This window comes from Streptomyces sp. SAS_270 (assembly GCF_052543295.1).
This window is the reverse complement of sequence record NZ_JBMNDS010000001.1, coordinates 233,050-257,204: the sequence shown is the minus strand read 5'-3', so window position 1 is coordinate 257,204 and position 24,155 is coordinate 233,050. Positions and strand designations below refer to the sequence as shown.

Annotated in this window: 20 protein-coding genes; 9 read left to right on the top strand and 11 right to left on the bottom strand. The window is 72.1% G+C overall.

The features are described 5' to 3' along the window. Nucleotides 1-353 precede the first annotated feature (353 nt). Together ACN6LB_RS01275 and ACN6LB_RS01270 are read right to left on the bottom strand one after the other, a co-directional pair. Complete coding sequence (locus ACN6LB_RS01275; RefSeq protein WP_445024198.1) at nt 354-1,304, bottom strand: acyl-CoA dehydrogenase family protein; 951 nt, start codon at nt 1,302-1,304, stop codon at nt 354-356. Nucleotides 1,305-1,312: 8 nt separating this feature from the next. Beyond that, nucleotides 1,313-2,467 (bottom strand): acyl-CoA dehydrogenase, encoded by a 1,155-nt coding sequence (locus ACN6LB_RS01270; RefSeq protein WP_445024165.1) that lies wholly within the window; start codon nt 2,465-2,467, stop codon nt 1,313-1,315. A 177-nt stretch (nt 2,468-2,644) separates the two neighbouring features. Here ACN6LB_RS01270 and ACN6LB_RS01265 point away from each other — a divergent pair, with 177 nt between their 5' ends. After that, the gene (locus tag ACN6LB_RS01265) at nt 2,645-4,174 is read left to right on the top strand and encodes a class I adenylate-forming enzyme family protein (protein ID WP_445024164.1); all 1,530 of its coding nucleotides are present in this window, start codon (nt 2,645-2,647) and stop codon (nt 4,172-4,174) included. A 26-nt stretch (nt 4,175-4,200) separates the two neighbouring features. On the opposite strand, the gene ACN6LB_RS01260 is transcribed toward ACN6LB_RS01265, so the two are convergent. Together ACN6LB_RS01260 and ACN6LB_RS01255 are read right to left on the bottom strand one after the other, a co-directional pair. Beyond that, nucleotides 4,201-4,713: an EF-hand domain-containing protein gene (locus tag ACN6LB_RS01260; RefSeq protein ID WP_445024163.1), complete on the bottom strand. Its 513-nt coding sequence runs from the start codon at nt 4,711-4,713 to the stop codon at nt 4,201-4,203. Nucleotides 4,714-4,886: 173 nt separating this feature from the next. Then, nucleotides 4,887-5,273 carry an STAS domain-containing protein gene (locus ACN6LB_RS01255; protein WP_445024162.1) on the bottom strand — a complete coding sequence of 129 codons (387 nt, stop codon included), beginning with the start codon at nt 5,271-5,273 and terminating at the stop codon, nt 4,887-4,889. 428 nt (nt 5,274-5,701) lie between these two features. Between ACN6LB_RS01255 and ACN6LB_RS01250 the strand changes: the two genes are divergently transcribed. Together ACN6LB_RS01250 and ACN6LB_RS01245 are read left to right on the top strand one after the other, a co-directional pair. Next, nucleotides 5,702-6,283, top strand: coding sequence for a sigma-70 family RNA polymerase sigma factor (locus ACN6LB_RS01250; RefSeq protein WP_356148496.1), 582 nt, complete (start codon nt 5,702-5,704; stop codon nt 6,281-6,283). A 161-nt stretch (nt 6,284-6,444) separates the two neighbouring features. Beyond that, nucleotides 6,445-7,650: a maleylpyruvate isomerase N-terminal domain-containing protein gene (locus ACN6LB_RS01245; protein ID WP_445024197.1), complete on the top strand. Its 1,206-nt coding sequence runs from the start codon at nt 6,445-6,447 to the stop codon at nt 7,648-7,650. A gap of 261 nt (nt 7,651-7,911) precedes the next feature. Here the strand turns inward: ACN6LB_RS01245 and purU are convergent, their stop codons facing one another. Next, nucleotides 7,912-8,793: a formyltetrahydrofolate deformylase gene (gene purU, locus ACN6LB_RS01240; protein WP_356135950.1), complete on the bottom strand. Its 882-nt coding sequence runs from the start codon at nt 8,791-8,793 to the stop codon at nt 7,912-7,914. Nucleotides 8,794-8,840: 47 nt separating this feature from the next. After that, nucleotides 8,841-9,341: an SCO4402 family protein gene (locus ACN6LB_RS01235; RefSeq protein WP_356135948.1), complete on the bottom strand. Its 501-nt coding sequence runs from the start codon at nt 9,339-9,341 to the stop codon at nt 8,841-8,843. 117 nt (nt 9,342-9,458) lie between these two features. Between ACN6LB_RS01235 and ACN6LB_RS01230 the strand changes: the two genes are divergently transcribed. Beyond that, complete coding sequence (locus ACN6LB_RS01230) at nt 9,459-10,757, top strand: ABC transporter substrate-binding protein (RefSeq protein WP_445024161.1); 1,299 nt, start codon at nt 9,459-9,461, stop codon at nt 10,755-10,757. A 31-nt stretch (nt 10,758-10,788) separates the two neighbouring features. Here the strand turns inward: ACN6LB_RS01230 and ACN6LB_RS01225 are convergent, their stop codons facing one another. Together ACN6LB_RS01225 and ACN6LB_RS01220 are read right to left on the bottom strand one after the other, a co-directional pair. Next, nucleotides 10,789-12,594, bottom strand: coding sequence for a hypothetical protein (locus tag ACN6LB_RS01225; protein WP_445024160.1), 1,806 nt, complete (start codon nt 12,592-12,594; stop codon nt 10,789-10,791). Between the two features lie 202 nt (nt 12,595-12,796). Further along, entirely contained in the window at nt 12,797-14,182 is a 1,386-nt protein-coding gene (locus ACN6LB_RS01220; protein ID WP_445024159.1) for a transcriptional regulator, read from the bottom strand. Nucleotides 14,183-14,508: 326 nt separating this feature from the next. On the opposite strand from ACN6LB_RS01220, the gene ACN6LB_RS01215 reads away from it, so the two are divergent. Genes ACN6LB_RS01215 through ACN6LB_RS01205 form a run of 3 tightly spaced genes read left to right on the top strand, consistent with a single transcriptional unit; the run spans nt 14,509 to nt 17,658 of the window. Next, the gene (locus tag ACN6LB_RS01215) at nt 14,509-15,162 is read left to right on the top strand and encodes a bifunctional DNA primase/polymerase (RefSeq protein ID WP_356135940.1); all 654 of its coding nucleotides are present in this window, start codon (nt 14,509-14,511) and stop codon (nt 15,160-15,162) included. Nucleotides 15,163-15,214: 52 nt separating this feature from the next. Continuing rightward, nucleotides 15,215-16,009 (top strand): ABC transporter ATP-binding protein, encoded by a 795-nt coding sequence (locus ACN6LB_RS01210; protein WP_356135938.1) that lies wholly within the window; start codon nt 15,215-15,217, stop codon nt 16,007-16,009. After that, entirely contained in the window at nt 16,006-17,658 is a 1,653-nt protein-coding gene (locus ACN6LB_RS01205) for a transporter (RefSeq protein ID WP_445024158.1), read from the top strand. Before ACN6LB_RS01210 ends, ACN6LB_RS01205 begins: the two co-directional genes overlap by 4 nt. Nucleotides 17,659-17,769: 111 nt before the next feature. On the opposite strand, the gene ACN6LB_RS01200 is transcribed toward ACN6LB_RS01205, so the two are convergent. Next, a complete protein-coding gene (locus ACN6LB_RS01200; RefSeq protein WP_356135934.1) occupies nt 17,770-18,639 on the bottom strand; it encodes an alpha/beta fold hydrolase in 870 nt (289 codons plus the stop codon). Nucleotides 18,640-19,307: 668 nt separating this feature from the next. Then, nucleotides 19,308-20,000, bottom strand: a complete 693-nt coding sequence (locus tag ACN6LB_RS01195; protein ID WP_356135932.1) for a metal-dependent transcriptional regulator — start codon at nt 19,998-20,000, stop codon at nt 19,308-19,310. 236 nt (nt 20,001-20,236) lie between these two features. On the opposite strand from ACN6LB_RS01195, the gene ACN6LB_RS01190 reads away from it, so the two are divergent. Next, on the top strand, nt 20,237-20,992 hold the full coding sequence (locus ACN6LB_RS01190) for an SIS domain-containing protein (RefSeq protein WP_445024157.1): 756 nt from the start codon (nt 20,237-20,239) through the stop codon (nt 20,990-20,992). Nucleotides 20,993-21,014: 22 nt separating this feature from the next. Here the strand turns inward: ACN6LB_RS01190 and ACN6LB_RS01185 are convergent, their stop codons facing one another. Then, complete coding sequence (locus ACN6LB_RS01185; RefSeq protein ID WP_356135927.1) at nt 21,015-22,421, bottom strand: PAS domain-containing protein; 1,407 nt, start codon at nt 22,419-22,421, stop codon at nt 21,015-21,017. 703 nt (nt 22,422-23,124) lie between these two features. Here ACN6LB_RS01185 and ACN6LB_RS01180 point away from each other — a divergent pair. Continuing rightward, nucleotides 23,125-24,150 carry an isopenicillin N synthase family dioxygenase gene (locus ACN6LB_RS01180; RefSeq protein WP_445024156.1) on the top strand — a complete coding sequence of 342 codons (1,026 nt, stop codon included), beginning with the start codon at nt 23,125-23,127 and terminating at the stop codon, nt 24,148-24,150. Nucleotides 24,151-24,155 lie beyond the last annotated feature (5 nt).

Below are 24,155 nucleotides of genomic sequence, written 5' to 3'. Positions count from 1 at the left end.
ACGTACAGTCACCCCAACAAGCGCTTCGGGCATATTCCAGCGCGAAGGAGTACGCGTGCGGCATACTGTGCGACGCTCGCCACGGGGAGTCGAACAGGCAGGCACGGGGGTCCGTCCTGCCTCGCGAGCGGCACGCATCGCCGGGCCCGGAGCCGCCTCAGGGGCAACACCGGGATGGCTCAGCCTCAGAACCACTCGCATCCCACACAAGGTACCGGAGCACGGCGCCGACTCCAGGCCGTGACAAGTCACGCCTAGGACACAACCCGATATCGACGCTCCGTCATTCCGGTACGCCACAATCCGCGACATCCGATACGGGCCCTTCCGCTCCGTCCCTGCCCAGAGCCCTGTCAGGCCGCTCCGGCAACGAGTTCGGCGGCGAGCGCTTCCTCACTCAACGTGACATCTCCCGTACGGCGCGTACGCACCCATGCCCGTTTCAGGTACAGGTGCACATCGGACTCCCAGGTGAAGCCCGTACCGCCGTGCACCTGGAGGCAGTCGCGGGCGCCGCGCACGGCGGCCTCGTCGGCGAGCAGCCGGGCCGCCGCGACATCGAGCGGGTCGGCGGTCACGGCGGCCGCATAGACGGCGGCGCGCGCCATCTCGACACGCACCAGCATCTGCGCGCACAGGTGCTTCACGGCCTGGAAGGCCCCGATCGGCTGCCCGAACTGCTCACGCGTCCGGGCGTGTTGCACGGCCAGCTCGCAGGTGCGGGCGGCTGTACCGAGCTGCTCGGCGGCGGTGAGCAGGACGACGAGTGGATCGGCGGAGCCGTCCGACCCGGCGGATCCCCGCACGCGATGGAGCGGCGTCAGCGGATCCACGGAATCCACCGCGGCCACGGGCTCCACCTCCACCTTCACCTCCACCCCAGAATCCCCCGTCGCCGCAGAGGCCCCGGACGCCCCGCCCCTCGCATCCCCCCGCAGGACATCCGCCTCCTCCAGCCACTCCACCAGCCCGCCGTACGCCGCCGTCACCACGGTCTCCCCGGTGGCCGCACCGGCCACCTCCCCCGCTGCCAGATGCGTGGCGACGAGCGGTCCGGGCAGGAGGACGCGGCCCGCCTCCTCGAAGGCCAACACCGCTTCGGGGAGGCCGAGTCCGACGCCGCCGGCCGCCTCGGGCAGCCGCAGCGCGAAGAACCCGGCGGCACCGAGCTCGCGCCACAGGGCACGGTCGAGCCGGGGGGCGTCGACGGCGGCCCGGAGTCGCTCCCGCCCGAAGCGGCCCTCCAGCAGCTCGCGCACGCCCGCCTTCAACGCGCGCTGATCATCCGTGAGTTGGAAGTGCACGGGGAGGGTCACCGTCCCTTCGGGAGGCCGAGGATGCGTTCGGCCACGATGTTGTGCTGGATCTGGGAGGTGCCGGCGGCGATGGTGTACGACAGGGACGACAGCCGGTCGAGGTTCCACTCCCGCCCCAGATCGAGCGCGTCCGGCCCCAGCACCTCGGCGGCGGCGTCGTACAGCTCCTGGCGCGCATGCGAGTACCGCAGCTTGAAGACGGACCCGCCGACCCCCGGCACTCCCCCGGTCCGCTCCGACTCGCTCACATTCCACTGCGTGAGCCGCCACAGCGTGCGGAACTCGGCGTTGAGGCCGCCCAGCCGCCGCCGTAGCGCCGGATCGTCCCAGCGGCCGTTCTTCCGTGCGACGCGGGCGAGTTCGCCGAGCACGCGCCGGCAGGCGACCACCTCGCCGACGAAGGCCGTGCCGCGTTCGTAGGAGAGGGTCACCATGGTCACGCGCCAGCCGTCGTTCTCGGCGCCGACCCGGTTGCCCACCGGAACCCGCACCTCGTCGAGGAAGACTTCGGCGAACTCGGCCGAGCCCGCGAGCGTCCGCAGCGGCCGGACCGTGATGCCCGGTGCGTCCATGGGCATCGCGAGCCACGAGATGCCCCGGTGCCTGGGCGCCGTGGGGTCGGTCCGCACGAGCAGTTCGCACCAGTCGGCGACCTCCGCGTGGGAGGTCCAGATCTTGGACCCGCTCACCACGTAGTCGTCGCCGTCCCGCCACGCGCGCGTGCGCAGCGCCGCGAGGTCCGAGCCCGCGTCCGGCTCGCTGAACCCCTGGCACCACACCTGCTCGCCGCGCAGCACGGGCGGCAGCCAGCGCGCCCGCTGCTCGGCCGTCCCCTCGGCCGCGATCGTCGGCCCGGCGTGCAGCAGCCCGACGAAATTGGCCCCTACGTAGGGGGCGCCCGCCTTCTCCGTCTCCTCCAGGAAGATCAGATGCTGCGTCGGGGTGGCGCCCCGGCCGCCCGCGTCGAGCGGCCAGTGCAGGCCCGCATACCCGGCGTCGTACAACATCCGCTGCCAACCGAGGTCGTACGCCCGCCTGCCCGGCCAGTCGCCGGGGGACGGTTTCGCGGGCAACGACGCAAGCACCTTGGCGAGCCACTCCCGCAACCGCGCCCGGAACTCGTCCTCCTCGGGCGTGTAGGTGAGGTCCATTGCCCGCCCTTCTCCCCGGCGTACGTCCTGACGCATGCCCTGGCGCATGCTTCTGATGGGCCGTCAGATGACCGTCGCCCAGCAGGCTAGCTCCGCACCCCTGGACCGACAAGGCGGTGCGCCCTACGCTCTGCCAGGATCTGACTATCCGTCAGTTACCGGCTGAAGGGGGCTGTCATGCGCCAGGAAAGCCAGCAGAGCCAGGAGGGCCAGGGCACCGCGCACGTTCTGGGTGCCTCGCGCACGCTCTGGGAGCTGGTGGCGCGCCGCGCCGACCTGACCCCCGACCGGCCGGTCCTCCTCCAGGGCGACCGCTCCCTGAGTTTCGGCGAGTTGCGCGCCCGTGCCGAGCGGGTGGCGGCGGGCCTGTACGACATGGGCGTGCGCCCCGGCACGGTGGTCGCCTGGCAGCTGCCCACCCGCATCGAGACGGCCGTGCTCTCCTTCGCGCTGGCCCGCCTCGGCGCCGTACAGACGCCGGTCATCCCCTTCTACCGCGACCGCGAAGTCGGCTTCGCACTACGGGAGTCGAAGGCCGAGTACTTCGCCGTGCCGGGCGAGTGGCGGGGTTTCGACCACACGGCGATGGCGCGGCGGCTCGGCGCGAAGGGCGTCTTCGAGGCGTACGACGCCCTCCCGGACGGCGACCCCGCCGTCCTCCCCGCTCCCCCGGCCGACGGCACCTCGGTCCGCTGGATCTACTGGACGTCGGGCACCACCTCCGACCCCAAGGGTGTGCTGCACACGGACCGTTCGCTGATCGCGGGCGGGTCCTGCCTCGCTCACGCACTGCATCTCTCGGCGGACGACGTGGGCTCGATGGCGTTCCCGTACGCGCACATCGCCGGGCCCGACTACACGGTGATGCTGCTGCTGTACGGCTTCCCGGCCGTGATGTTCGAGCACTTCGCGCTGCCCGCCGCCCTGGAGGACTACCGCAAGCACGGCGTGACCGTGGCGGGCGGCTCCACTGCGTTCTACTCGATGTTCCTCGCCGAGCAGCGCAAGCAGCCGGGCGAGCCGGTCATCCCGACCCTGCGGCTGCTCGCGGGCGGCGGGGCGCCGAAGCCGCCCGAGGTGTACCACAGCGTCGTACGGGAGATGAGCGTGCAGCTCACCCACGGCTACGGCATGACCGAGGTCCCGATGATCACCATGGGCGCCCCGGACGACACGGTGGAGAACCTCGCGACGACGGAGGGGCGGCCGCCCGAGGGCATGGAGATACGGATCGTGGACGGGGAGGTACGGCTGCGGGGCGAGGCCGTGTGCCAGGGCTACCTGGATCCGGCGCAGACGGCGGAGGCCTTCGACGGGGAGGGGTTCCTGCGCACCGGGGACCTGGGGCATCTCACCGGCAGCGGGCATCTGGTCCTCACCGGCCGGCTCAAGGACGTCATCATCCGCAAGGGCGAGAACATCTCGGCGAAGGAGATCGAGGACCTGCTGCACGGCCACCCGGCCGTCGGCGACGTCGCCGTGATCGGCCTGCCCGACGCCGAGCGCGGCGAACGCGTCTGCGCGGTGGTCGAACAGCCGCCGGGGGCCGAGGAGTTGACGCTGAGCGCGATGACCTCGTATCTCCGCACGGAAGGGCTGTCGGTGCACAAGCTGCCGGAGCAGCTGGAGCTGGTGGACGCCCTTCCGCGCAACGAGACCCTGCGCAAGGTGCTCAAGTACAAGCTGCGCGAGCGCTTTTCGCGGTGAGCACCCGGGGTGCCGCGGGAGCCGTGCTACTCGGGCACGGTGAAGTACCGGGCGAACGCGCTCACGACCTCCGTCTCGCCGATCCGGCCGTCGGCGTCCGTGTCGAGGGTCGCGGCGGCCGCGGCGGCGACGTCCTCGGCGGCGCCCAGGGCCTTGAGCACGCGTCCGGTCTCCTGGACCGTGGCCGCGCCGTCCCCGTCGGTGTCCGCGACGGCGAGGGCCGCGTGCAGGAAGGGGCGGGCGATCTCCGCGAACCGGTCGGGGTTGTCGCGCAGCCGCTTCACGGCGCCGTTCACGAACTCCTCGCGGGTGATGCGCTGGTCGCCGTCCCGGTCCGCGATGCCGGCCATGCCCTGCCAGAAGGCCTCGGCACCGATGTACAGGGCCTGGCCCTTGTCGGAGCGGGCCGTCGTACCGAACTCGGCGAGGACCGCCTTGGCCGCGGCGCTGAAGTCCTCCCGGTCGATGTAGCCGTTGCCGTCCTGGTCGAAGCCGGCGAACCGGGCGGCGATCCTGCGCTCGTACTCGGTGCTGACCATGTGTGTTCGGACCGCCTCACATCTCAGCCGGACTCCGGTCCGGACTGGGTTCATCTGGCACGGAGCGTACGACGCCGGAGCCGCCTGGGGAGCGGGAAAACGACGCTTGTGCCAAGACCGCAGGAATTCCGGGACAACAGTGTGGCGCGGGACCCGCGGTGGAGTGAGCGGTCTCACGCGGACAGAGGGCTCGATTCCTCGCCGGTCTCGTCCTCGACGGCGGCGGCGAGGTCCGGATAGACGTCGAAGAGACGGCGTACGCCGAGGGCTCCGAGGACACGGTTGACGTGCGAACCGTCGACGGCGCCCCGGGCGGGCAGGATCAGCCGCAGAGTGCCCTGGCAGGAGCGGATGAGGCGACGGGTCGCTATGAGGACGCCCACACCGCTGGAGTCGCAGAAGAAGACGTCGGCGAGGTCGAGGACGATGTGGTGGCGACCCTCGGCCACCGCGTCGTGCACCCGCTGGCGCAGTGCCGGTGAGGTCACGAGATCCAGCTCTCCCGACACCCGGAGCACGGCCCACTCACCCTCTTCGCCGTCGGTCACCTTGAGCGTCACCGCAACGCCTCTCGCTCGCCCCGCCCAGCAGAAACGGAAGCAGTCCTTACGCTTCCTTGCAGCGCGGCTGCCCCACCGTCGTTCCATGAAACACCGATGTACGACCGAAGAGGCATGCCCATGCGGTCGAAAACGAACGAACACCGAACTACTTACGGCGAATACAGGCGAATACGTACGGGAACGATCCGACCCGATCGAGTCTGATCCGCCCCGCGATGGGTAGCCGCCCCCCGGAGGTCCATACCACCCACCCTCCACCAGGGGGCGCACATTGACTCAAAGGGGCGTGCACCGCCGGACGTGCCGACTACATTCAGGACAGCAGAACACCCACCCTGGACAGGCACGGGGACCTGGACAGGCACGGGGACAGCGGCAACAACGACAGAGACAGGCGCCGGGCACGACAGGGGTGAGGGGGCCGCATGGCGACGAAGGACGCACCGCCTCGCTGGGACCGCAAGATGCAGCAGCGGCTCGCACGCGGGGAGGCGGCCGCACTCGGCGAGCTCTACGACCGGTTCGCTTCACTCGTGCACGGCCTCGCCCACCGCGTGCTCGGGGACGAACAGGCGGCCGACGGCATCACGCGCGAGGTGTTCGCACACGTCTGGGAGAACCCCGAGGCCTACGACCCCAAGCACGGCCCGCTGCGCTCCTGGGTCGCCACACTGACCCACCGGCTCGCCGTCCAGCGGCTGCGCGCGAACGAGACCGCCGCGCTCGCCCAGGGCGGCCCCGGCACCACCGAGGACCTGGAGCGCAAGGTGCGCAGCGCCTCCGTCGCCGCCCGCGCCGACTACATCGTGACGTCGATGCCCACCCCGCTGCGCGCCGCTCTGGAGCTCGCCTACTTCCAGCGCCGGGACTACCGCCAGGCGGCCACCGACCTCGGCGTCACCGAGGACGAGGCCCGCCGCCGGCTCCGCCTCGGCCTGCAACTGCTGTCCACCGCCCACGACGCGGGCCCCTCCGGGACGCCGCCCGAACACGGGGGTGCGCGGTGAACGGCGGAACGGACGGTTCCGAGGCGTTCGACGACCGGGAGGGCAACGAGGACGAGCAGCCCTTCGGCGAGGTCGGCGGCCCGCAGGACCCCGGCGACGGCAACGGCGACGGCCGTGACGGCGAGTCTCCCGAAGGCCCCGGCCGGCCTCCGCGCATACCCATGCCACGTGCCTCGGTCGAGGACACGGGCCACCCGCTGCCGGACCCGGACCCGGAGCGGGAACCGACCCCGACCCCGACCCCGGCGCTGTCGCCCCTCCTCCTCGACCACCGGGTACTGAAGTCACTGCTCGGCGCATGGGCGCTGGCGGCCTGCTCGCCGGAGGAGACCCTGGCCGTGGAGGACCACCTCGGGGACTGCGGCTCCTGTGCGGACGAGGCGCTGCGGCTGCGCGAGGCGGTGGGCCTGCTGCACCCCGCCGAGAGCCTCGACCTGGACCCCACCCTCCGCACCCGCGTCCTCGCGGGCTGCCTCGGCCGGCGCCCGCCGCGCATCCCGGTGCCCGAGTGGGCGGCGCCGTACGACGCGGAGGCCGCGCGGCTCGACGCGCTGCTCCAGGACATAGGTGACGCGGAGTGGCACGCGCCGGTGCGGCTGCGGTGGTTCGAGGGCGACGGCCCCACGAGCCGCCGTACGACGGTCGCCGGAGTCATCGCCCATCTCCTCACCGTGGACGGCCTCGTCGCGAGCGCGCTGGGCCTGGACGACCCGCTCGGCGACACATCGCCGAAGGCGGCGGGGCCGGCGGGCCGCACCGAGGCGTACTGGCGGGCCTCGCACTACCCGCCCACCCGTTCCGTACGGGGCCCGTGGCGCGAGCAGAGCCACAACCTGGTCCGTACGGTGGCGTTCGCGGGCGGTGGCTCCGGGCGCCTGGCCGTCTCCTACGGTGACTTCGAGCTGCCGTTGCGGGACTCGATGCTGGACCGGGCCTTCGAGTGCTGGGTGCACGCGGGGGACATCGCGAACGCGGTGGACTATCCCTACGAGCCGCCGGCTCCCCGGCACCTGCACAAGATGATCGACCTTGCCGCGCGCATGCTGCCGGGCTCGTTGGCCGAGCGGCGGCGGGCGGGGCTGTCCGCGCCGCCGGTCCGGCATCTTGTGCCTGCCGGGGCGCCGGGGCGCAGCCTTCGGCTGGAGATCGAGGGGTCCGGGGGCGGTGAGTGGCTCATCCCGCTCGACTCGCCCGGTGCGTCCGCGTCCGCCGACCACGAGGTCGCCCATGTCGCCCTCGACGGCGTCGAGTTCTGCCGCCTCGCCGCGGGTCACGTCTCTCCGGAGGAGGCCGCCACCGGCCAGCACGGCGACCGCAACGCCATCCACGACGTCCTCCTGGCCACAGCCTCCCTGAGCCGCATGTAACCCCGGGTGAGCGGGGGTGGGCGGGCAAACCCCGGGTGCCCCCTGGCTTTGCCCGGCTACCCGGGGGTGGTGCCGGCCGGGGGTGGGTCACGCAACCCGGCGCTTACGGGGCGCCGCTGCGCCCACCCGTGCCGCCCCTAGCGGCACGATTGCCCGCAGAAACGAGGCCTCGCCGGCCCCCAGCGCCACACGCACCGCCACTGCCGGGTGGGCAGCACCCCCAGCTCCACACACGCCCACAGAAACGAGGCTTCGCCAGACCTACGCGAACACCACAGTCCGCCGCCCGTTCAGCAAGATGCGCCGCTCCGCATGCCACTTCACGGCGCGCGCCAGCGCCTGGCACTCGACGTCGCGCCCGATCGCGACCAGCTGGTCGGGAGTCACGTCATGCCCCACCCGCTCGACCTCCTGCTCGATGATCGGCCCCTCGTCGAGGTCGGCGGTCACATAGTGCGCGGTGGCGCCGATGAGCTTCACACCCCGCGCATGCGCCTGGTGATACGGCTTGGCACCCTTGAAGCTGGGCAGGAAGGAGTGGTGGATGTTGATGATCCGCCCGCTCAACGCCTTGCACAGGTCGTCCGACAGCACCTGCATGTAGCGGGCCAGCACGACCAGCTCCACGTTCTCCGCCCGGACCAGCTCCAGCAGCTCGGCCTCCGCCGCAGCCTTCGTATCCCGAGTGACCGGAATGTGCCGGAAAGGAACGTCGTACGAACCCACGAGTTCGGCGAAATCCGTGTGGTTGGAGACGACCGCCGCGATCTCCACCGGCAGCGCCCCGATCCGCGCCCGGAACAGCAGGTCGTTGAGGCAGTGCCCGAACTTGCTGACCATGAGGACGATCCGCATCTTCTGTTCGGCCCGATGGATCGTCCAGTCCATCTGGAAGGCGTCCCCGATCGCGGCGAAGCTCGCCCGCAGCTTGTCCACCGTCACCGGCGCCTCCGCCGAGAAGTGGACGCGCATGAAGAACAGACCCGTGTCGTGGTCGCCGAACTGCTGGCTGTCCTCGATGTTGCAGCCGGTCATGAAGAGGTAGCTCGACACGGCGTGCACGATGCCCTGCTTGTCGGGGCAGGACAGGGTGAGGACGTACTGTTCAGCGGGCGCTGCGGCGCGGACGGGCTGCTCGTTCATGCAGGACAGGTTCCCATATCCGCCACCCCCGCCGACTTCCCGTCCCGCTAGGCGGACCGCGTGAGAATCCGCAGCACCTCGAGCGTCCGCGGCGGCACGTCCGGCTCCTCCCCGTCCCCCACCGCCATGCGGACATGCGCGTCACGCGCGGCCCGTACGGCCTCCGGCCAGGCCTGGTGGTCGAGGTAGGCGGAGACGGGCGCGTCGGGCCCGACCTGGTGCATGATCCGCAGCACGCGGAGCACCGCGGTGTCGACGAGGGCCGCTTCCTGCGAGTCGCGGAAGATCGTGCCGACGTACTTCTCGGCGGACCAGCTGTCGAGCCAGGTGTCCTCGACCAGGCGGTACACGGCGTCGGTGACGTCCCCGTACCCGTCGACGCCGGCGAGCCAGACGTCGCGCTGGAACGCGGGATCGGAGAGCATGTGCAGCGCGGAGCGCACATTGCTGCGCCAGCGCCACCACGGCATGTCGTTCAGTGGCATGCCGCCCATGGTGGATGAGCGACGGCCGCGACGGGAAGAGTTCTCCGAACCTTGCACGGTCATCGATCGTACGTTCCCCCGCCCGAACGCGTTACCGCCCCCCGTAATTCACCTCCGCGTCACCGCACGTTGACCACGGGTCACTCCCGGGTTATTGGTGTGACGGAATCGTGCGTGTCCATGACCGGCAGGCGACGCAACCGCATCTTCCGTTCCGCGCACCACCGACCCGCCCGGACGATCGCCCTGTCCGCGGGAGCGCTGGCGGCGTGTGCGTCGCTCGCCGTCGGATGCGGGGTCGGCCCTGGCACCACGGGGGGAGCCAGGGACGAGCCCATCACCGTCATGACCTGGGCGCCGGAGAAGACCGAGGCGACCAACAAGCCCGGCATGCCCGCGCTCGCGCAGGCCTACGCGCGCTGGATCAACGCCCACGGCGGCATCAACGGCCGCGAGCTCAAGGTCCTGACCTGCAACGATCACAACGACACCGTGGGCGCCGCGAAGTGCGCCCGCCGCGCCGCGGACGAGAACGTGATCGCCGTGGTCGGCTCGTACAGCCAGCACGGCACGTACTTCCTCTCGCCGCTGGAGTCCGCGGGCATCCCCTACATAGGCGGCTACGGCGTCACGGACGACGAGTTCGAGAGCCCGGTGTCCTACCCGGTCAACGGCGGCGAACCGGCGCTGCTCGCGGGGCTCGGGGAGCAGCTCGGCAAGATCTGCGGCCCGGTCGCGCTCGTACGGCCGGACACCTTCGCCGGCGACCAGCTGCCGGTACTGCTCAACGCGGGCCTGAAGTCGGAGGGTCACCGCACCGTCGACGACCAGCGGGCCGCGGACGACGCGACCGAGTACGCGGGGCAGACCTCGCAGGCACTGCGGCGCGCGACCTCGGACCCGGCGAAGCGCGGGTGCGTGGTGCCGGCGCTCGGCGACCGCACGGACACGTTCATGGACTCCTTCCGCCGCGACCGCCAGGAGTACCCGAAGGTGCGCACGGCCACCGTGCTGGGCAGCGTCGACCAGTCGCTGATCGACTCCACCGGGGGTCCTTCGAGCCCGTACGAGGAGTCGTACGCCACCGGCTGGTACCCGGCGGCGAGCGATCACCGCTGGGACACGATGCGGAAGGTGATCAAGGAGCAGGCCTTCGACGACAACCGGATCGATCCCGCGGACCCCGGGGTGCAGACCACGTGGATCGCGTACACCGTGCTGAAGGCGGCGATCGAGTCGCTGGGCGACGGCGAGGTGTCCTCCCGCACGGTGCAGCGGTCGCTCGACAAGGGGCTCAAGGTGTCGACGGGAGGGCTCACGCCGACGCTCAGCTGGCGCTCCCAGGACATGCTCGCGACCGTCGAGTTCCCGCGCCTGGTCAACGCCGACGTCACGTTCCAGGTCGTACGCAGGGGTCAACTGGTGTCGGCCCGGCGCGGGTTCGTCAATGTGAAGAGGACGCTGGAGAACGCGGACTGACGACCCGCGCGCCCCTGCGGCCGCCCGAACGTCAGAGCTGAGTCGGCTGCCGCTGCGTCAGCCCGTACGTGCTCGCGATGGAGTTCCACAGCTTCGCGGCCTTGGACTTCTGAGCGCTGGCCGTGCCGCTGGCCCGGTTGCCCGCCTGTGTCTGCGGGGTGGAGCGGGCCTTGCCCTTGTGGCAGCCCTTCCTGCCGTCGACCTGGTCGGCCCAGGCGGCGTAGTGGTTGTCGGCCGACGCGGAGGCCTTCCAGGCGCTGGTGAGCGCGCTCTTCAGGTCGGCGTTGGCCGGGAGCTTGTCGACGGCGAGGGCGTCGAGCCGGGTGACGAGCTCGCCGCGCTGCTTGGCGGCGTCGCGCAGATCGCTCGCCGCCTGGTCGAGGTTGTCGCAGACCCGCACGTCCGCCACGGCACTGATCACCGAGGCCCGGCTGCCACCGCTGTCGGCGAGGAGCTTGTCCAGCGCGACGGCCTGCGCCTTGGCCGGATCGGTGGACGGCGACGCCGACTCGCTCGTCGGCTCGGTCGCGGACACGTTCTTGCTGTTGTCGTCCTTGCTGTCGTCACCTCCACCACCGCTGAGCATGGCACCGGCGCCGATGCCGAGGACGGCGATACCGATGCCGACCGCGGCGATCAGGGGGACGCGCGAGCGGCTGCGGCCACCGCGCCCGCCGCCTCCGTCACCGCTGCCGTCGTCACCGGACACACCGCGCCGTGCGGCGGCCCGCCCGCCCGGGGCTCCGGGCCCACCCGGCGCCTGCGCGCCGTACCCGCCGTGCGGTGCGCCGTGCGGCGCCGCCGGGTCGAAGCGCGGGAGCTGCTGTGTGGACGCGGGCCCCTCGGGCTCGCTGCGGAACAGGTTGTCGAACTCGGCCGGCGGCTGCCGGTCCTCCGGGCCGCCCGGACGGACCCCGTACGGGGCCACGCCGGACTGGGCGGGCACGGGGGCTATGTACTGCGTGGCCTCGGCGTCGGGGTGCGCGGCGGGCGGCAGCGGCCCGGCACCACCCTGTGACCCGGCTGCGCCCTGAGACCCGGGTCCGCCCTGCGGCGCGCGCCCGAGGAACTGCGTCGCGTCGGCCGGCACCTCGGGCGGCAGCGCGCCCGGTCCCACCGGCGGGAGGAACTGGGTGGCACCCTCGTCGGGACCACCGGCGGCGGGTATGGGCGGTATGTACTGTGTGGCGCCTTCGTGGACCGGAGCCGCGGCCGCCACGGGCGGGATGTACTGCGTCGCTCCCTCGTCCACGGCGGGCGGCAACGGCCCGGCACCCAACGGCGCCTGCGGAGCCCCGTACGCCCCCGAGGAGGCCCACTCCTGACCACCCTGGCCGCCCTGCGACCCACCCTGGGCGCCCCAGTCCGGGGCGGGCGGGGCGGACTGCGGCGGCGCGGACGCCCCCCAGGTCTGTGCCGCAGGAGCCCCGTACGCCGGCCCCGAAGGACCGTCGTAGCTCTGCGCGGGCGGGCCGTCGTAGGCCTGCGCGGGCGGGCCGTCGTAGGCCTGCGCGGGCGGAGCGCCGTACGTCTGCGCGTCGGGCGCCCCGTAGGTCTCGGGGCCGGTCGGAGCCGGAGCGCCGTACGACTGAGCGCCGTACGTACCCCAGCCCTGCTCCTGCTGTGCGTGCTGCGGCGGCTGCCCCTGCTCGGGCTGCTGGGCAGGCGCCGGCGGCTGCTCGGGCCCCCAGGGTCTGCCCCAGGCCTGCCCGCCCGCGGGAGCCGTGCGGTCGCCCGTCGTGCCCGGCAGCAAGGGCTCACTGCCGTCGGAGGGCAGCACGATGCCTTCGCGCGCGGGCCGCGCCGAGGGCTCCTCGCCCTGTCCACTCTGCGTCACCGGGACTCCTACGAATGGGGGACCTTCGGAATCGTCGGCTCACGCTACCGGGTCCGCGCGACCCGGTGCCACGCAGCACAGAAGGTGACCTGCCCCTCCTGTGACCGAGGTAACGAATCCACCCCTCGGCGCGCTGGATATGCCTCCCTTCGCCGCCGACGTCCCTGTTTCCCGTCCGTTCACCCCGGCGCACGCCATCCGTTCACGCGGCCGCCTGAAGATCCATGCGCGCCCCGAACTCCCTTACCACCGGCTCGTCCCGGTACGGCTCCAGGCGCTGCTGGAAGTCGTCCAGGTACTCGGCGCCGCGGTTGGAGCGCAGGGTGCCGAGGAGTTCGACCGCATTGAGTCCGGTGTGGCAGGCCTGTTCCACCTCGCGCTGCTGCACCTGGGCCGTCGCGAGGAGCACGAAACCGATGGCCCGCCTGCGGGCGCGCGACTCCGGGTGCCCGTCGAGGGACTCCTGCGCGCACCGCGCCGCCGCCTCCGCCTGCCCCAGGTCCCGGTGGCAGTGCGCCAACTCGTCGGCCAGGTAGGCCTCGTCGAAGTGCGCGATCCACGCCGGGTCGTCCCCGGACGCGGGGTCGGCCGCCTCCAATGCCGCGACCGCACGCCCCGACGCGACCTGCGCCGCCCGCGCATCGCCCATCAGGGCGTGCCCCCGCGCCTCCGCGGCGAGGAACATCGACTCCGCACGCGGGGTCACCCGCCCGCGCGCCCCCTCCTGCGCCGCGCGCGCCAACTGGGCGATCTCACGCGGGTTTCCCAGCTGGGCGGCGAGATGGCTCATGGACGCGGCGAGCACATAGCCGCCGTAGCCGCGGTCGCCGGCGGCCTGAGCCAGACGCAGAGCCTGGATGTAGTACCGCTGGGCGAGCCCCGGTTGGCCCGTGTCGATGGCCATGTAGCCGGCCAGCTCCGTCAACCGGGAGACGGCGGCGAACAGTTCGCGCCCGACGGCTTCCCGGTACGAGCCCGCGAGCAGCCCGGAGACCACGCTGTTGAGGTAGTGCACGACGACCGGGCGCACATGCCCGCTGCCGTACTGGTGGTCGAGGTCGGTGAGGGCCTGCGTCATGGCGCGCACCGCCGCCACGTCGGACTGCCCGACCCGTGGCCCCGCCTGCCGGGACACCTGGGAGTCCGGTGCGGAGATCAGCCAGTCGCGGCTCGGCTCGACGAGCGCGGAGGCGGCGACGGACGAGCCGGACAGGAAGTCGCGGCGGCCCACGTCGCTGCGCCACAGTTCGCAGACCTGTTCGATGGCGCCGAGGACGGTCGGCGAGAACTGGAGGCCGACGCCGGAGGCGAGGTTCTTGCCGTTGGCCATGCCGATCTCGTCGATCGTGACGGTGCGGCCCAGCTTGCGGCCGAGCGCCTCGGCGATGATCGCGGGCGCCCGCCCCCGCGGCTGCTGTCCACGCAGCCAGCGGGCCACGGACGTCTTGTCGTAGCGCAGATCGAGGCCGTGCTCCGCGCCGCACATGTTGACCCGGCGGGCGAGCCCTGCGTTCGAGCAGCCCGCTTCCTGGATGAGCGCCTGCAACCGTTCGTTCGGCTGCCGCGCGACGAGAGGCCTTGCGGCCATGGCGTACCCCCTGTGGCTGCGGTGCCTGCCCACGCACCGAGTTGACGTGTCTTCCGCGACCGGCCCGCCGAACCCCCACGGCTGGGGGAACGAAAGAAGTCGGCCATGAAGATCAATGCCCCGCGGACATACCGAAGATGCGAGACATGTGAGGATTGCCGGGGTAAAGCCCGTGGCCCTACCCCTCTGGTGGCTACCCAGCCCCGCTGCCGTTCCTCCTGCGCGCCCCCACCCGTGCATCCATGCGCCCCACATGCGGAATCGATGCTCCTCCCCCGCGCGCGCGTAGCCCGTAACCCGGGGTGGACACGGGAGTTGAGTGGAGCGTGGAAGAGACGATCGCAGGCACCGAGACCGCCCAGATCCCCCAGCAGCGCGGCGAATCGCTGCAGGACACCGCCGTGCGCTATGCCGAGGAGCGCCACTGGGACGTGTTCCCCGGCACCTGGCTGGAAGCCGTCGACGGGGTGCAGCGCTGCTCCTGCGGCGACTCCGCGTGCGCCGTGCCCGGCGCGCATCCCGCACGCGAGGACTGGGCGACCCAGGCGACGGGCAGTGCGACGGTCGCGCGCCGCCTGTGGGCGAAGCAGCCGGCTGCTTCGATCCTGCTGCCCACCGGGCGTACGTTCGACGCGATCGATGTCTCCGAGACCGCCGGGTTCCTCGCGCTGGCCCGCATGGAGCGCATGGAGCTGACTCTCGGCCCCGTCACCTGCACCCCGGACCGGCGCATGCACTTCTTCGTCCTTCCGGGCGCCTCCGCGAAGGTCCCGGACCTCGTACGGAAGCTGGGCTGGCCGCCTGCCTCGCTGGACCTGGTCGCCCTCGGCGAGGGCGCGTACGTGGCCGCCCCGCCCACCCGGTACGGGTCGCGGGGGGCCGTGCAGTGGGCCTGCCGGCCCACGCCCGCGAACCGGTGGCTGCCGGACGCGGAGGAGTTGATCTCCCCCCTCGCGTACGCGTGCGGGCGGGACCGGTAGCCGTTCGCGGCGCCTCTGCCGGGGCGAGTGCCCTCCCGCCGTAGGGTGCTCCGTGACGGAGGGAGTCGTGGTGGGCGCAGCCGCCGTACGTGTGCAAGGGCTCTGGAAGCGGTTCGGGGAGCAGATCGCCGTCGCGGGGATCGACCTGGAGCTGCCCGCGGGGCAGTTCATCGGGCTCGTCGGACCGAACGGCGCGGGGAAGACCACCACGCTGTCGATGGTGACCGGGCTGCTGCGACCCGACGCGGGCACCGTCGAGGTCGTCGGCCACGACGTGTGGCGCGATCCGGTGCAGGTGAAGGCGCGCATCGGGGTCCTGCCGGAGGGGCTCAGGCTCTTCGAGCGGCTCTCCGGGCGTGAACTTCTGGCCTACACCGGCAGGTTGCGCGGGCTGCCGGGCGCCGAGGTGGACAAGCGGGCCGCGCAGCTCCTCGACGTCCTCGACCTCGCGGGCGCCCAGCACAAGCTGGTCGTCGACTACTCGACCGGTATGCGCAAGAAGATCGGGCTCGCCGCCGCTCTCCTCCACAACCCCGAAGTCCTCTTCCTCGACGAGCCCTTCGAGGGCGTCGACCCGGTCTCCGCGCAGATCATCCGCGGCGTCCTGGAGCGCTACACCGCCTCCGGTGCCACCGTCGTCTTCTCCTCGCACGTCATGGAGCTGGTCGAGTCGCTGTGCGACTGGGTGGCCGTGATGGCCGCGGGGCGCATCCGTGCGCACGGCCCGCTCGCCGAGGTGCGGGGGAGCGCGCCCTCGCTCCAGCACGCCTTCCTGGAGCTGGTCGGCGCGGGCGACCGAGCCACCGGCTCCGACCTCGACTGGCTGGGCGGCGGCGGAGCACGATGAGCATCGCTCCCGGTACCGCGCCCAACACCTCCACGGGGGCCTCCCCCGGCGTCTCCGCCGTGTCGATCACCCCCGTCGTCGTACGGCTCAAGCTGTCGCTGCTGCGCAACGGGCTGCGGCAGTCGGCGGGGCGGCGGGCCGCGTACGTCACGTCCATGGTTCTCGCGCTCCTCTTCGCCGCCCTCCAACTGCTCGGTCTGATCGCGATGCGGGGCAACGCGCACGCCACGGCCGTCGCCGTGCTGCTCGTGGCCGTTCTCGGGATCGGCTGGGCGGTGATGCCGCTGTTCTTCCCCAGTGGCGACGAGACGCTCGACCCGACCCGCCTGGTGATGCTGCCGCTGCGCCCGCGCCCCCTGGTGCGCGCCCTGCTCGCGGCGTCGCTGGTCGGGGTCGGCCCGCTCTTCTCGCTCTGCCTGCTGGCCGGTTCGGTGATCTCCGTGGCGCACGGCGCGGCGGCGTACGTCACCGCGGTCGTCGGCGCGGCGCTGGCCCTGCTCGTCTGCGTGGCCCTGGCACGGGCCGTCGCGGCCGCCAACATCCGGCTGCTGACCAGCCGCAAGGGCCGCGACCTGGCCGTCCTGAGCGGTCTGGTGATCGCGATCGGCGCGCAGCTCGTCAACTTCGGTGCGCAGCGGCTCGGTTCGGCGGGCGGTCTGTCGCAGTTGGACCCGGTCGCGGACGTACTGCGCTGGGTGCCGCCGGCGTCGGCGATCGGCGCGGTCGACTCGGTGAGCGAGGGGTCCTACGGGGCCGGGGTCGCGCAGCTCCTGCTCAGTGCGGGGGCGTTGGTGGGCCTGGTGGCGCTCTGGACGCGGCATCTGACGCAGCTGATGACCTCGCCGGACGGGTCGACGCTCCAGGCCGCCGAGCCCGGTGCCCGCGACAGGGCGAGCGCGACGGGTCTGAGCCGGCTGCTGCCCGCCGGGCGCACCGGGACGGTCATGGAGCGCAGCCTGCGCTATGTGTGGCGCGATCCGAAGACGAAGGCCGCCTGGGTGACGTCGCTGGCCATCGGGCTGATCGTGCCGGTGTTCAACGCGCTGCAGGGGACCGGCTCGATCTACTTCGCGTGCTTCGCCGCCGGGATGCTCGGCATCCAGATGTACAACCAGTTCGGGCAGGACACGTCCGCGTTCTGGATGGTCGCGATGACGATCTCGTCCACGCGGGACGCATACGTCGAGCTGCGCGGGCGCGCGCTGGCGCTGCTGGTGATCACTCTGCCGTACGCCACCCTCGTGGTGGTGGTGACGACCGCGATGCTCGGCGACTGGCCCAGGCTGCCCGAGGTGCTCGGGATGTCCCTCGCGCTGCTCGGCGCGATGCTGGCCACCGGCGCCTGGTCGTCGGCGCGTTTCCCGTACTCGATCCCGCAGGAGGGCTACAAGAACGTGGCCCCCGGGCAGGCCGGGCTCGCCTGGATCGCGATCTTCGGCGGCATGGTCTCGGCGGCCCTGCTCTCCGCCCCCGTCATCGCCCTCACGATCTGGCTGAACGTGTCGGCGGACGGGGACGAGTGGTCGTGGCTGCTGCTGCCGCTGGGCGCCGCGTACGGCACTCTGATCGCCTGGGCCGGGCTGCGGCTCGCCGCGCCGCGCACGGCACGGCGGCTGCCGGAGATCCTGGCGGCGGTCAGCAAGGGCTGAGCGCCTGTGTCACCTCCCCGCCGGGGAGGCGACACAGGCTGTGGCATTCAGCCATTCAGCCATTCAGCCATCGGACCGATCAGCCATCGGGCCGGTCAGCCATCGGGCCGGTCAGCGGCCGTCGGGGGCCAGTACCCGGTCCAGGAAGGGTTCGATCGCCGCGCGCCAGGCGTCCGGCTGGTCGTAGTGCACGAGATGGCCGGCGTCGGCCACCTCCGCGTACTGGCCGTGCGGCAGGACGCGGACCATCTCCTGGGACTCGGCGCGGCCGAGCTCACCGTCGAGGCCTCGGACGACCAGGGCCGGGCATTGGACCTGCGCCAGCTCCTCCCAGTGCGCGTCGTACACCCAGGTCTGGCGGGACTTGAGCATCTGCTCGGGCTCGAAGACCGGGCGCCAGCCGTCCTCCGACTCGGCCATGACCTCGGCGTAGAACTCGCCGCGGGCCGGGTTGGGGCGCTCCACCCACGGGTCGTCCTCGCCGAACCACTTGCGGACGTCGGCGATGGTCGCGAAGGGTACGGGCCAGGCCTTGAACCAGTCCTCCCACTCACGCTGGGAGGCGGCGCCCAGTGCGGAGGCCCGCATGTCGCAGATGATCAGGCCGCAGACCAGGTCGGGGCGCTTGGCGGCGAGCTGCCAGCCGGTGAGCGCGCCCATCGCGTGGCCGATGACGACGGTGGGGGCGAGGCCGAGCTGTTCGAGGGCGGCCTCGGCGTCCTCGACGTACGCCTCACGTGTGTACGACGCCTCAGGGGGCTTGTCGCTCTGGCCGTGCCCCCGCTGGTCGAGCGCCACGGCGCGGTGCCGCTCGGACAGCCAGCGGGCGGTGGACGCCCAGTGCGAGGCGCGGCCCATGAGGCCGTGCAGTAACAGCATGCCGGGAGCCCTGTCGACCTCTCCCGTCTTGGGAGGGTCGGCGAACTCCCAGGCGGCGAGGCGTACGCCACCCGCACCCGTCACGTCGATGCGCCGCACCATAGGTTCTGGCACCCCCCAAAGCTCGCTCGGACCGCTCGCTCCCGCTCGAACGGGCCGGTCCACCCGTACCGCTTCCTACCCCTGCGCTGCCTTCACTCCTACAGCTTGTGACCGATCGCTGTTGCGGTGTCGCTCCACGTGTACACCTTTTGCGCCCCCACGCTATCGAATGAGCATTCGAGAATGCCCTTTCTGGCCATAACACCGCTCATTCGAGTGACCGTGCTCAAGGATTGACCGGCGCCGCCGAGGGGAGATCTTCAGCGGGAGGCGGACCGCTCGGGGAAAACGGTCCGAAGGGGGTGACCCTGGGAGCTCGGGGCTCCGGGTCAGCTCGGGGGAGGACAGGCCCCGGCGCCATGCGGCGCCGGGGCCCTCCACACGTCTGCGGCACATCCTCCCGCCCCTCTCCCCGGCCGTCTGACATCGCTGTCCGACACGGTCGAGAACCCTCAGGTCATATGCCTCAAGCGACAGCCTCGCACGCAAACGGGCGGCGCGCTGCGATTCCGCACACTGAATCTTGGTTTTCAGTGAGGTCGCGGAAACATCACAACTACCCCTGGCGTCACGGGAATTGACAACCGGACGCGCCCCTTCCAGAGGCCACGGACACGCCCCCTCCCGAGGTCACCGGCGCGGCCTGTCCAGCCGGCCCCCGGCCCCTCTCAGCGCTTGGCGACGAACACGTGGGAGGCGACGTCCGCCTCCAGCTCGGCGGCCTCGCCGCCGCTGCCCACGAGCACCCCGCCCGGCGACGCCGTCACGCTGACCACCGAACCGGGCTGCACGCCCGCCCGGCGCAGCGTGTACATCAGCTGCGCGTCCGTCTGGATCGGCTCCCCGATGCGCCGTACGACGACGGTCTTGCCGTCCGCGCCCGGGTCCAGCTCCGCCAGCGACAGCATGCCCTCGTCGAGGAACGGATCGGCGCCGTCCTTCTCGCCCAGCTCCTCCAGGCCCGGGATCGGGTTTCCGTACGGCGACTCGGTCGGGTGGCGCAGCAACTCCAGGACGCGCCGCTCGACGGCCTCGCTCATCACGTGCTCCCAGCGACACGCCTCGGCGTGCACCTGCTCCCACTCCAGCCCGATCACGTCGACGAGCAGACACTCCGCGAGGCGGTGCTTGCGCATCACGCGGGTGGCGAGGCGGCGGCCCTCCTCGGTGAGCTCCAGGTGGCGGTCGCTGGCGACCGCCACCAGGCCGTCGCGCTCCATCCGCGCCACCGTCTGGCTGACCGTCGGTCCGCTCTGGTCGAGCCGCTCGGCGATCCGGGCGCGCATGGGGACCACGCCTTCCTCCTCCAGCTCGAGGATGGTGCGGAGATACATCTCCGTGGTGTCGATCAGTCCGGACATACGTGCCCCTTGATTAGCTCTGCCGGAGACTCGATGGCTCACGGCGTGTGCGCTGGCCCTGGACTCAATTCTGACGCATAGCACTGACAACCGTGCCTCGCCGTTGGAACCACGCGGCGAGGAGTGCCTCCGCGGGAGTCCCGCGGCACCCTTGCCGACCGTATTGACAGGGCACTGGTCCAGACCGCACGGTGATCCGCGACACAGCGACTCGCACAGGGAGAGGGGCTTCGCCGATGAGCGACAGAAAGCCGGCCGGGCAGTTCTTCGACGCCGCGATCGGCCTGCTCCAGCGGGTCCGCGACGAGGAGGCCGACTCCATCGTGGCCGCCGGCACGCTCATCGCGGACACCGTCGCCGACGGGGGCCGGCTGTTCGCCTTCGGCGCCGGACACTCCTCGCTCGCCGCGCAGGACGTCGTCTACCGGGCCGGTGGCCTCGCCCTGATGAACCTGCTCAGCGTCCCCGGCGTCGTGGGCGTCGACGTCATGCCGGCCACGCTCGGCTCCGCCCTGGAGCGTGTCGACGGGCTCGCGAGCGCGGTCCTGGACTGCAGCCCGGTCCGCTCCGGCGACCTCCTCGTGATCATCTCCCTCTCCGGCCGCAACGCGCTGCCCGTGGAGATGGCCATGAACGCCCGTGCCCTCGGCGTCAAGGTCATCGGCGTGACCTCGGTCGCGTACACGGCGGAGACGAAGTCCCGGCACGTCTCCGGCACGTTCCTCAAGGACCACTGCGACCTCGTCCTCGACTCGAAGATCGCGGTCGGCGACGCGGAGATCACCCTGGAGTCCGTCCCGGCCCCCTTCGCCCCGGCCTCCACCGTCGTCACCACGGCCCTCCTCCAGGCCGTCATGGCCACCGCCGCCGGCGCCCTCGCCGACCGCGGCATCGAGCCCCCGCTGCTGCGCTCGGGCAACGTGGACGGCGGCCACGAATGGAACGGCCGCGTGATGACGGAGTACGGCGACCGGATCTTCTACCGCCGCTGAGACGTGCGACGCGCGCGGGCCGTCACGACCGCCCGAGGAGCCCCTCCAGGTCCAGGGCCATCGCGATCCGTACCGCCACGTCCTCCGCGTACACCGCGTCCGTACGGTCGAACTGGCTGCGCCCCGACCCGCGCAGGAACGTCACCACGCCCAGCGTCCGCCCCCGGCTGCGCAGCACCGCGCACAGGGCGTGCACGGCGTCCGCGGGCCACTGGCGGCTCACCGCCCACTCACGGGCGGACTCCGGGTCGGACGCCGTGGCACTGGCCCGCACGGACCCGGCGCGCTCGACGCACTGGAGGGCGGGGTGCCCCGCGCCGTAGCGCACGGGCAGTCCGGCCTTCCCGGCGAGGAGGGTGGGCCCCGGCGCGCCCGAGGGCGTGGTCGCGATCCGGACGAGCCGGACCGGTCCCTCGCCGTCGGCCACGGAGCCGCCGGCGACCCGGTCGATCACGGCGTGGTCGGCGTACCCGGCGAGCGAGAAGTCCAGGTGGACGGTGGCCGCCTCGCCGGGGTTCTCGCACTCGGCGGCGGCGCGGGCGGCCCGGTGCAGCTGGTTGGCGCGGAAGCGCAGCAGCGCCGCCTCCTGCTCGGTCTGCTTGGCCTCGGTGACGTCCTGGAAGAGCCAGCCGACGCCCAGCGGCACGGGCTCCTCCGTGAGGGGCGAGGCGAGCCGCAGGAAGCCGCTGCGCCAGCACCGGCGCTCCTCGCCCTCGGCGGTCCGCACGCTCACCCACATCTCGGCCGGGGCGGGCGGCGCCCCTTCCGCGAGGACGTGCGTCAGCGCGCTCTCCAGCTCCTCGACACCCTGCGAGAGCAGCTCGCCCAGCGGGCGCCCGAGCACGGCCGTACGCCCGATGCCGAGGGCGCGGGCCGCGTGGGCGTTGACGACGGCGGGCCGCAGATCGGCGTCGACGAGTACGACGCCCCAGCTGGCGTCCTCGAAGAGGGCCTCGCTCAGCGCGATGGACCGCTCCAGGTCGATCTGGGCGTGCACCTCGCTGAAGGCGCAGTACACCCCGGCGGGCTTTCCGTCGGGCCCGCGCACGGCGGCCGACTGGGTCCGTACGAGCACCCGCCCGCCGTCCTTGGTCAGCAGGGCGAACTCGTGCACCTGCCGTCCCGGGGCCTGCATCGCCGACAGCAGCCGCTTCTCGACCTCCTCGGCGTCCGCGGTCCGCACGGCCCAGCCGGCGAACCCGTGGCGCCCCACGGCCTCGGTGGCCGTCCACCCGAGGATCCGCTCCGCCTCCCGGTTCCAGTGGGTCACGACCCCGTCGGCGTCGAACGCGCACAGCGCGGCGTCCATCCCGTCCAGCAGCGCGGCAAGCAGGTCGGACCCGTCCCGCTCGGGCTCATGCTCGGGCCCGGGCTCGGGCTCGTCCGGCCCCAGCTCGTCCGTGGTCCCACTACGCCGGGAAGCACTCACCTGGACCCCCTGCAGGCTGCGTCCGTACGTACGGCGCGACAGTTCACTCTCTACATTTCATTCAACTCGAACGTGACCCAGCACACACCTGGTTCCCGGAAGTTTCGACGAAATCGTTGTACGCCGGAAGTGCGTCGAAAAACCGGTTGAGCCGTCATCGACAGCTTCCTAAAGTGTGGGGCACACGAGAAGGGAGGTGGTTTGGCAGATGTATGCAAACCGGACGCGTGAGGTGGCTGCGGGCTAGCGGCCCGTCACCACATCCAGTGCGGTGCCGGACCAGCGCGTGAATCATGCGTGCAGCCGGCCCAATCTCCAGCAGTCACCCGACCCGCGGGCTCGCCGGTAAGTCCGGCCGGCTCCTCACCGTTCCTCGGTGGGGAACCAGAGTCCGCGGGTCGTCTGCGTTCGCGGCCACGGGATCGGGCTCCCGGCTCCGGCTCGGTGAGGATTTTCCAGGCGTGTGAGGCCCGGCACATCCGAATCCCTGGTCCCGCAGTACTCTTGGCGCATGGTTCCGATGCTTGTTCGACGCCGACACGTGGACTACGTGCGCGTCACGAGCATGGGCTGTCGACGGTCCGTCTGACCTCCGGCCCCCTCTTTTCGCCTTCTTCTTTTCGCCTTCTTCCACCTGGCACCCGTGGTCCCGCCCCACCCCCGGCGGCTGCCCGGGCACCCGTACACCCTGCGGACGCACACCATGGCTCAGCACCAGCAGCTCCAGTACGCCCAGCTTCCGATCATCGATCTCTCCGCCGCCGACCGCGGACCGCAGGCGCGCGCCCTGCTGCACGCGCAGTTGCACAGCGCCGCTCACGACGTGGGGTTCTTCCAGCTGGTCGGGCACGGGGTCACCCAGGCCGAGACCGATGACCTGGTCGCTGCCATGCGCGCCTTCTTCGCGCTGCCGGAGGCCGACCGGCTCGCCCTCGACAACGTCAACTCACCGCATTTCCGCGGCTACACGCGCACCGGCGACGAACAGACCGGCGGCAGCCGGGACTGGCGCGACCAGCTGGACATCGGCGCCGAGCGCCCCGCGCGGATCCCCGGGCCGGGCGAGCCCGCGTACTGGTGGCTGGAGGGGCCGAACCAGTGGCCCGCCGCGCTGCCCGGGCTGCGGCGCGCCGCCCTCGCGTGGGTCGACCGGCTGAGCGGCGTCGCACAGCGGCTGCTGCACGAGCTGCTGACGGCGATCGGCGCGCCCGCCGGGTTCTACGACCCCGTCTTCGGGGACCGCGGCCACCCGCACCTGAAGCTGGTGCGCTACCCGGGCAGCGCGGGCGACGGCGCCGGCCAGGGCGTCGGCGCGCACAAGGACTACGGCTTCCTGACGCTGCTCCTCCAGGACCAGGTGGGCGGGCTCCAGGTGCAGCGCGGGGACGGGCTGTTCCACGACGTGCCGCCGATTCCCGGGGCCTTCGTCGTCAACCTCGGCGAACTGCTGGAGGTGGCCACCAACGGCTATCTGCTCGCGACCAACCACCGCGTGGTCAGCCCGCCCGGAGCCACCGAGCGGTTCTCCGTGCCCTTCTTCTACAACCCGCGGCTGGACGCGCGCATCGAACCGCTGCCCTTCCCGCACGCGACCGGTGCGCCCGGCGTCACCGACGACCCGGCCAACCCGCTGTTCGCCGAGTACGGCTTCAACGAGTTGAAGGGCAAGCTCCGCGCCCATCCGCTCGTCGCCGCCCGCCACCACGCGGAGCTGCTCACGCCCGCGTGATGACC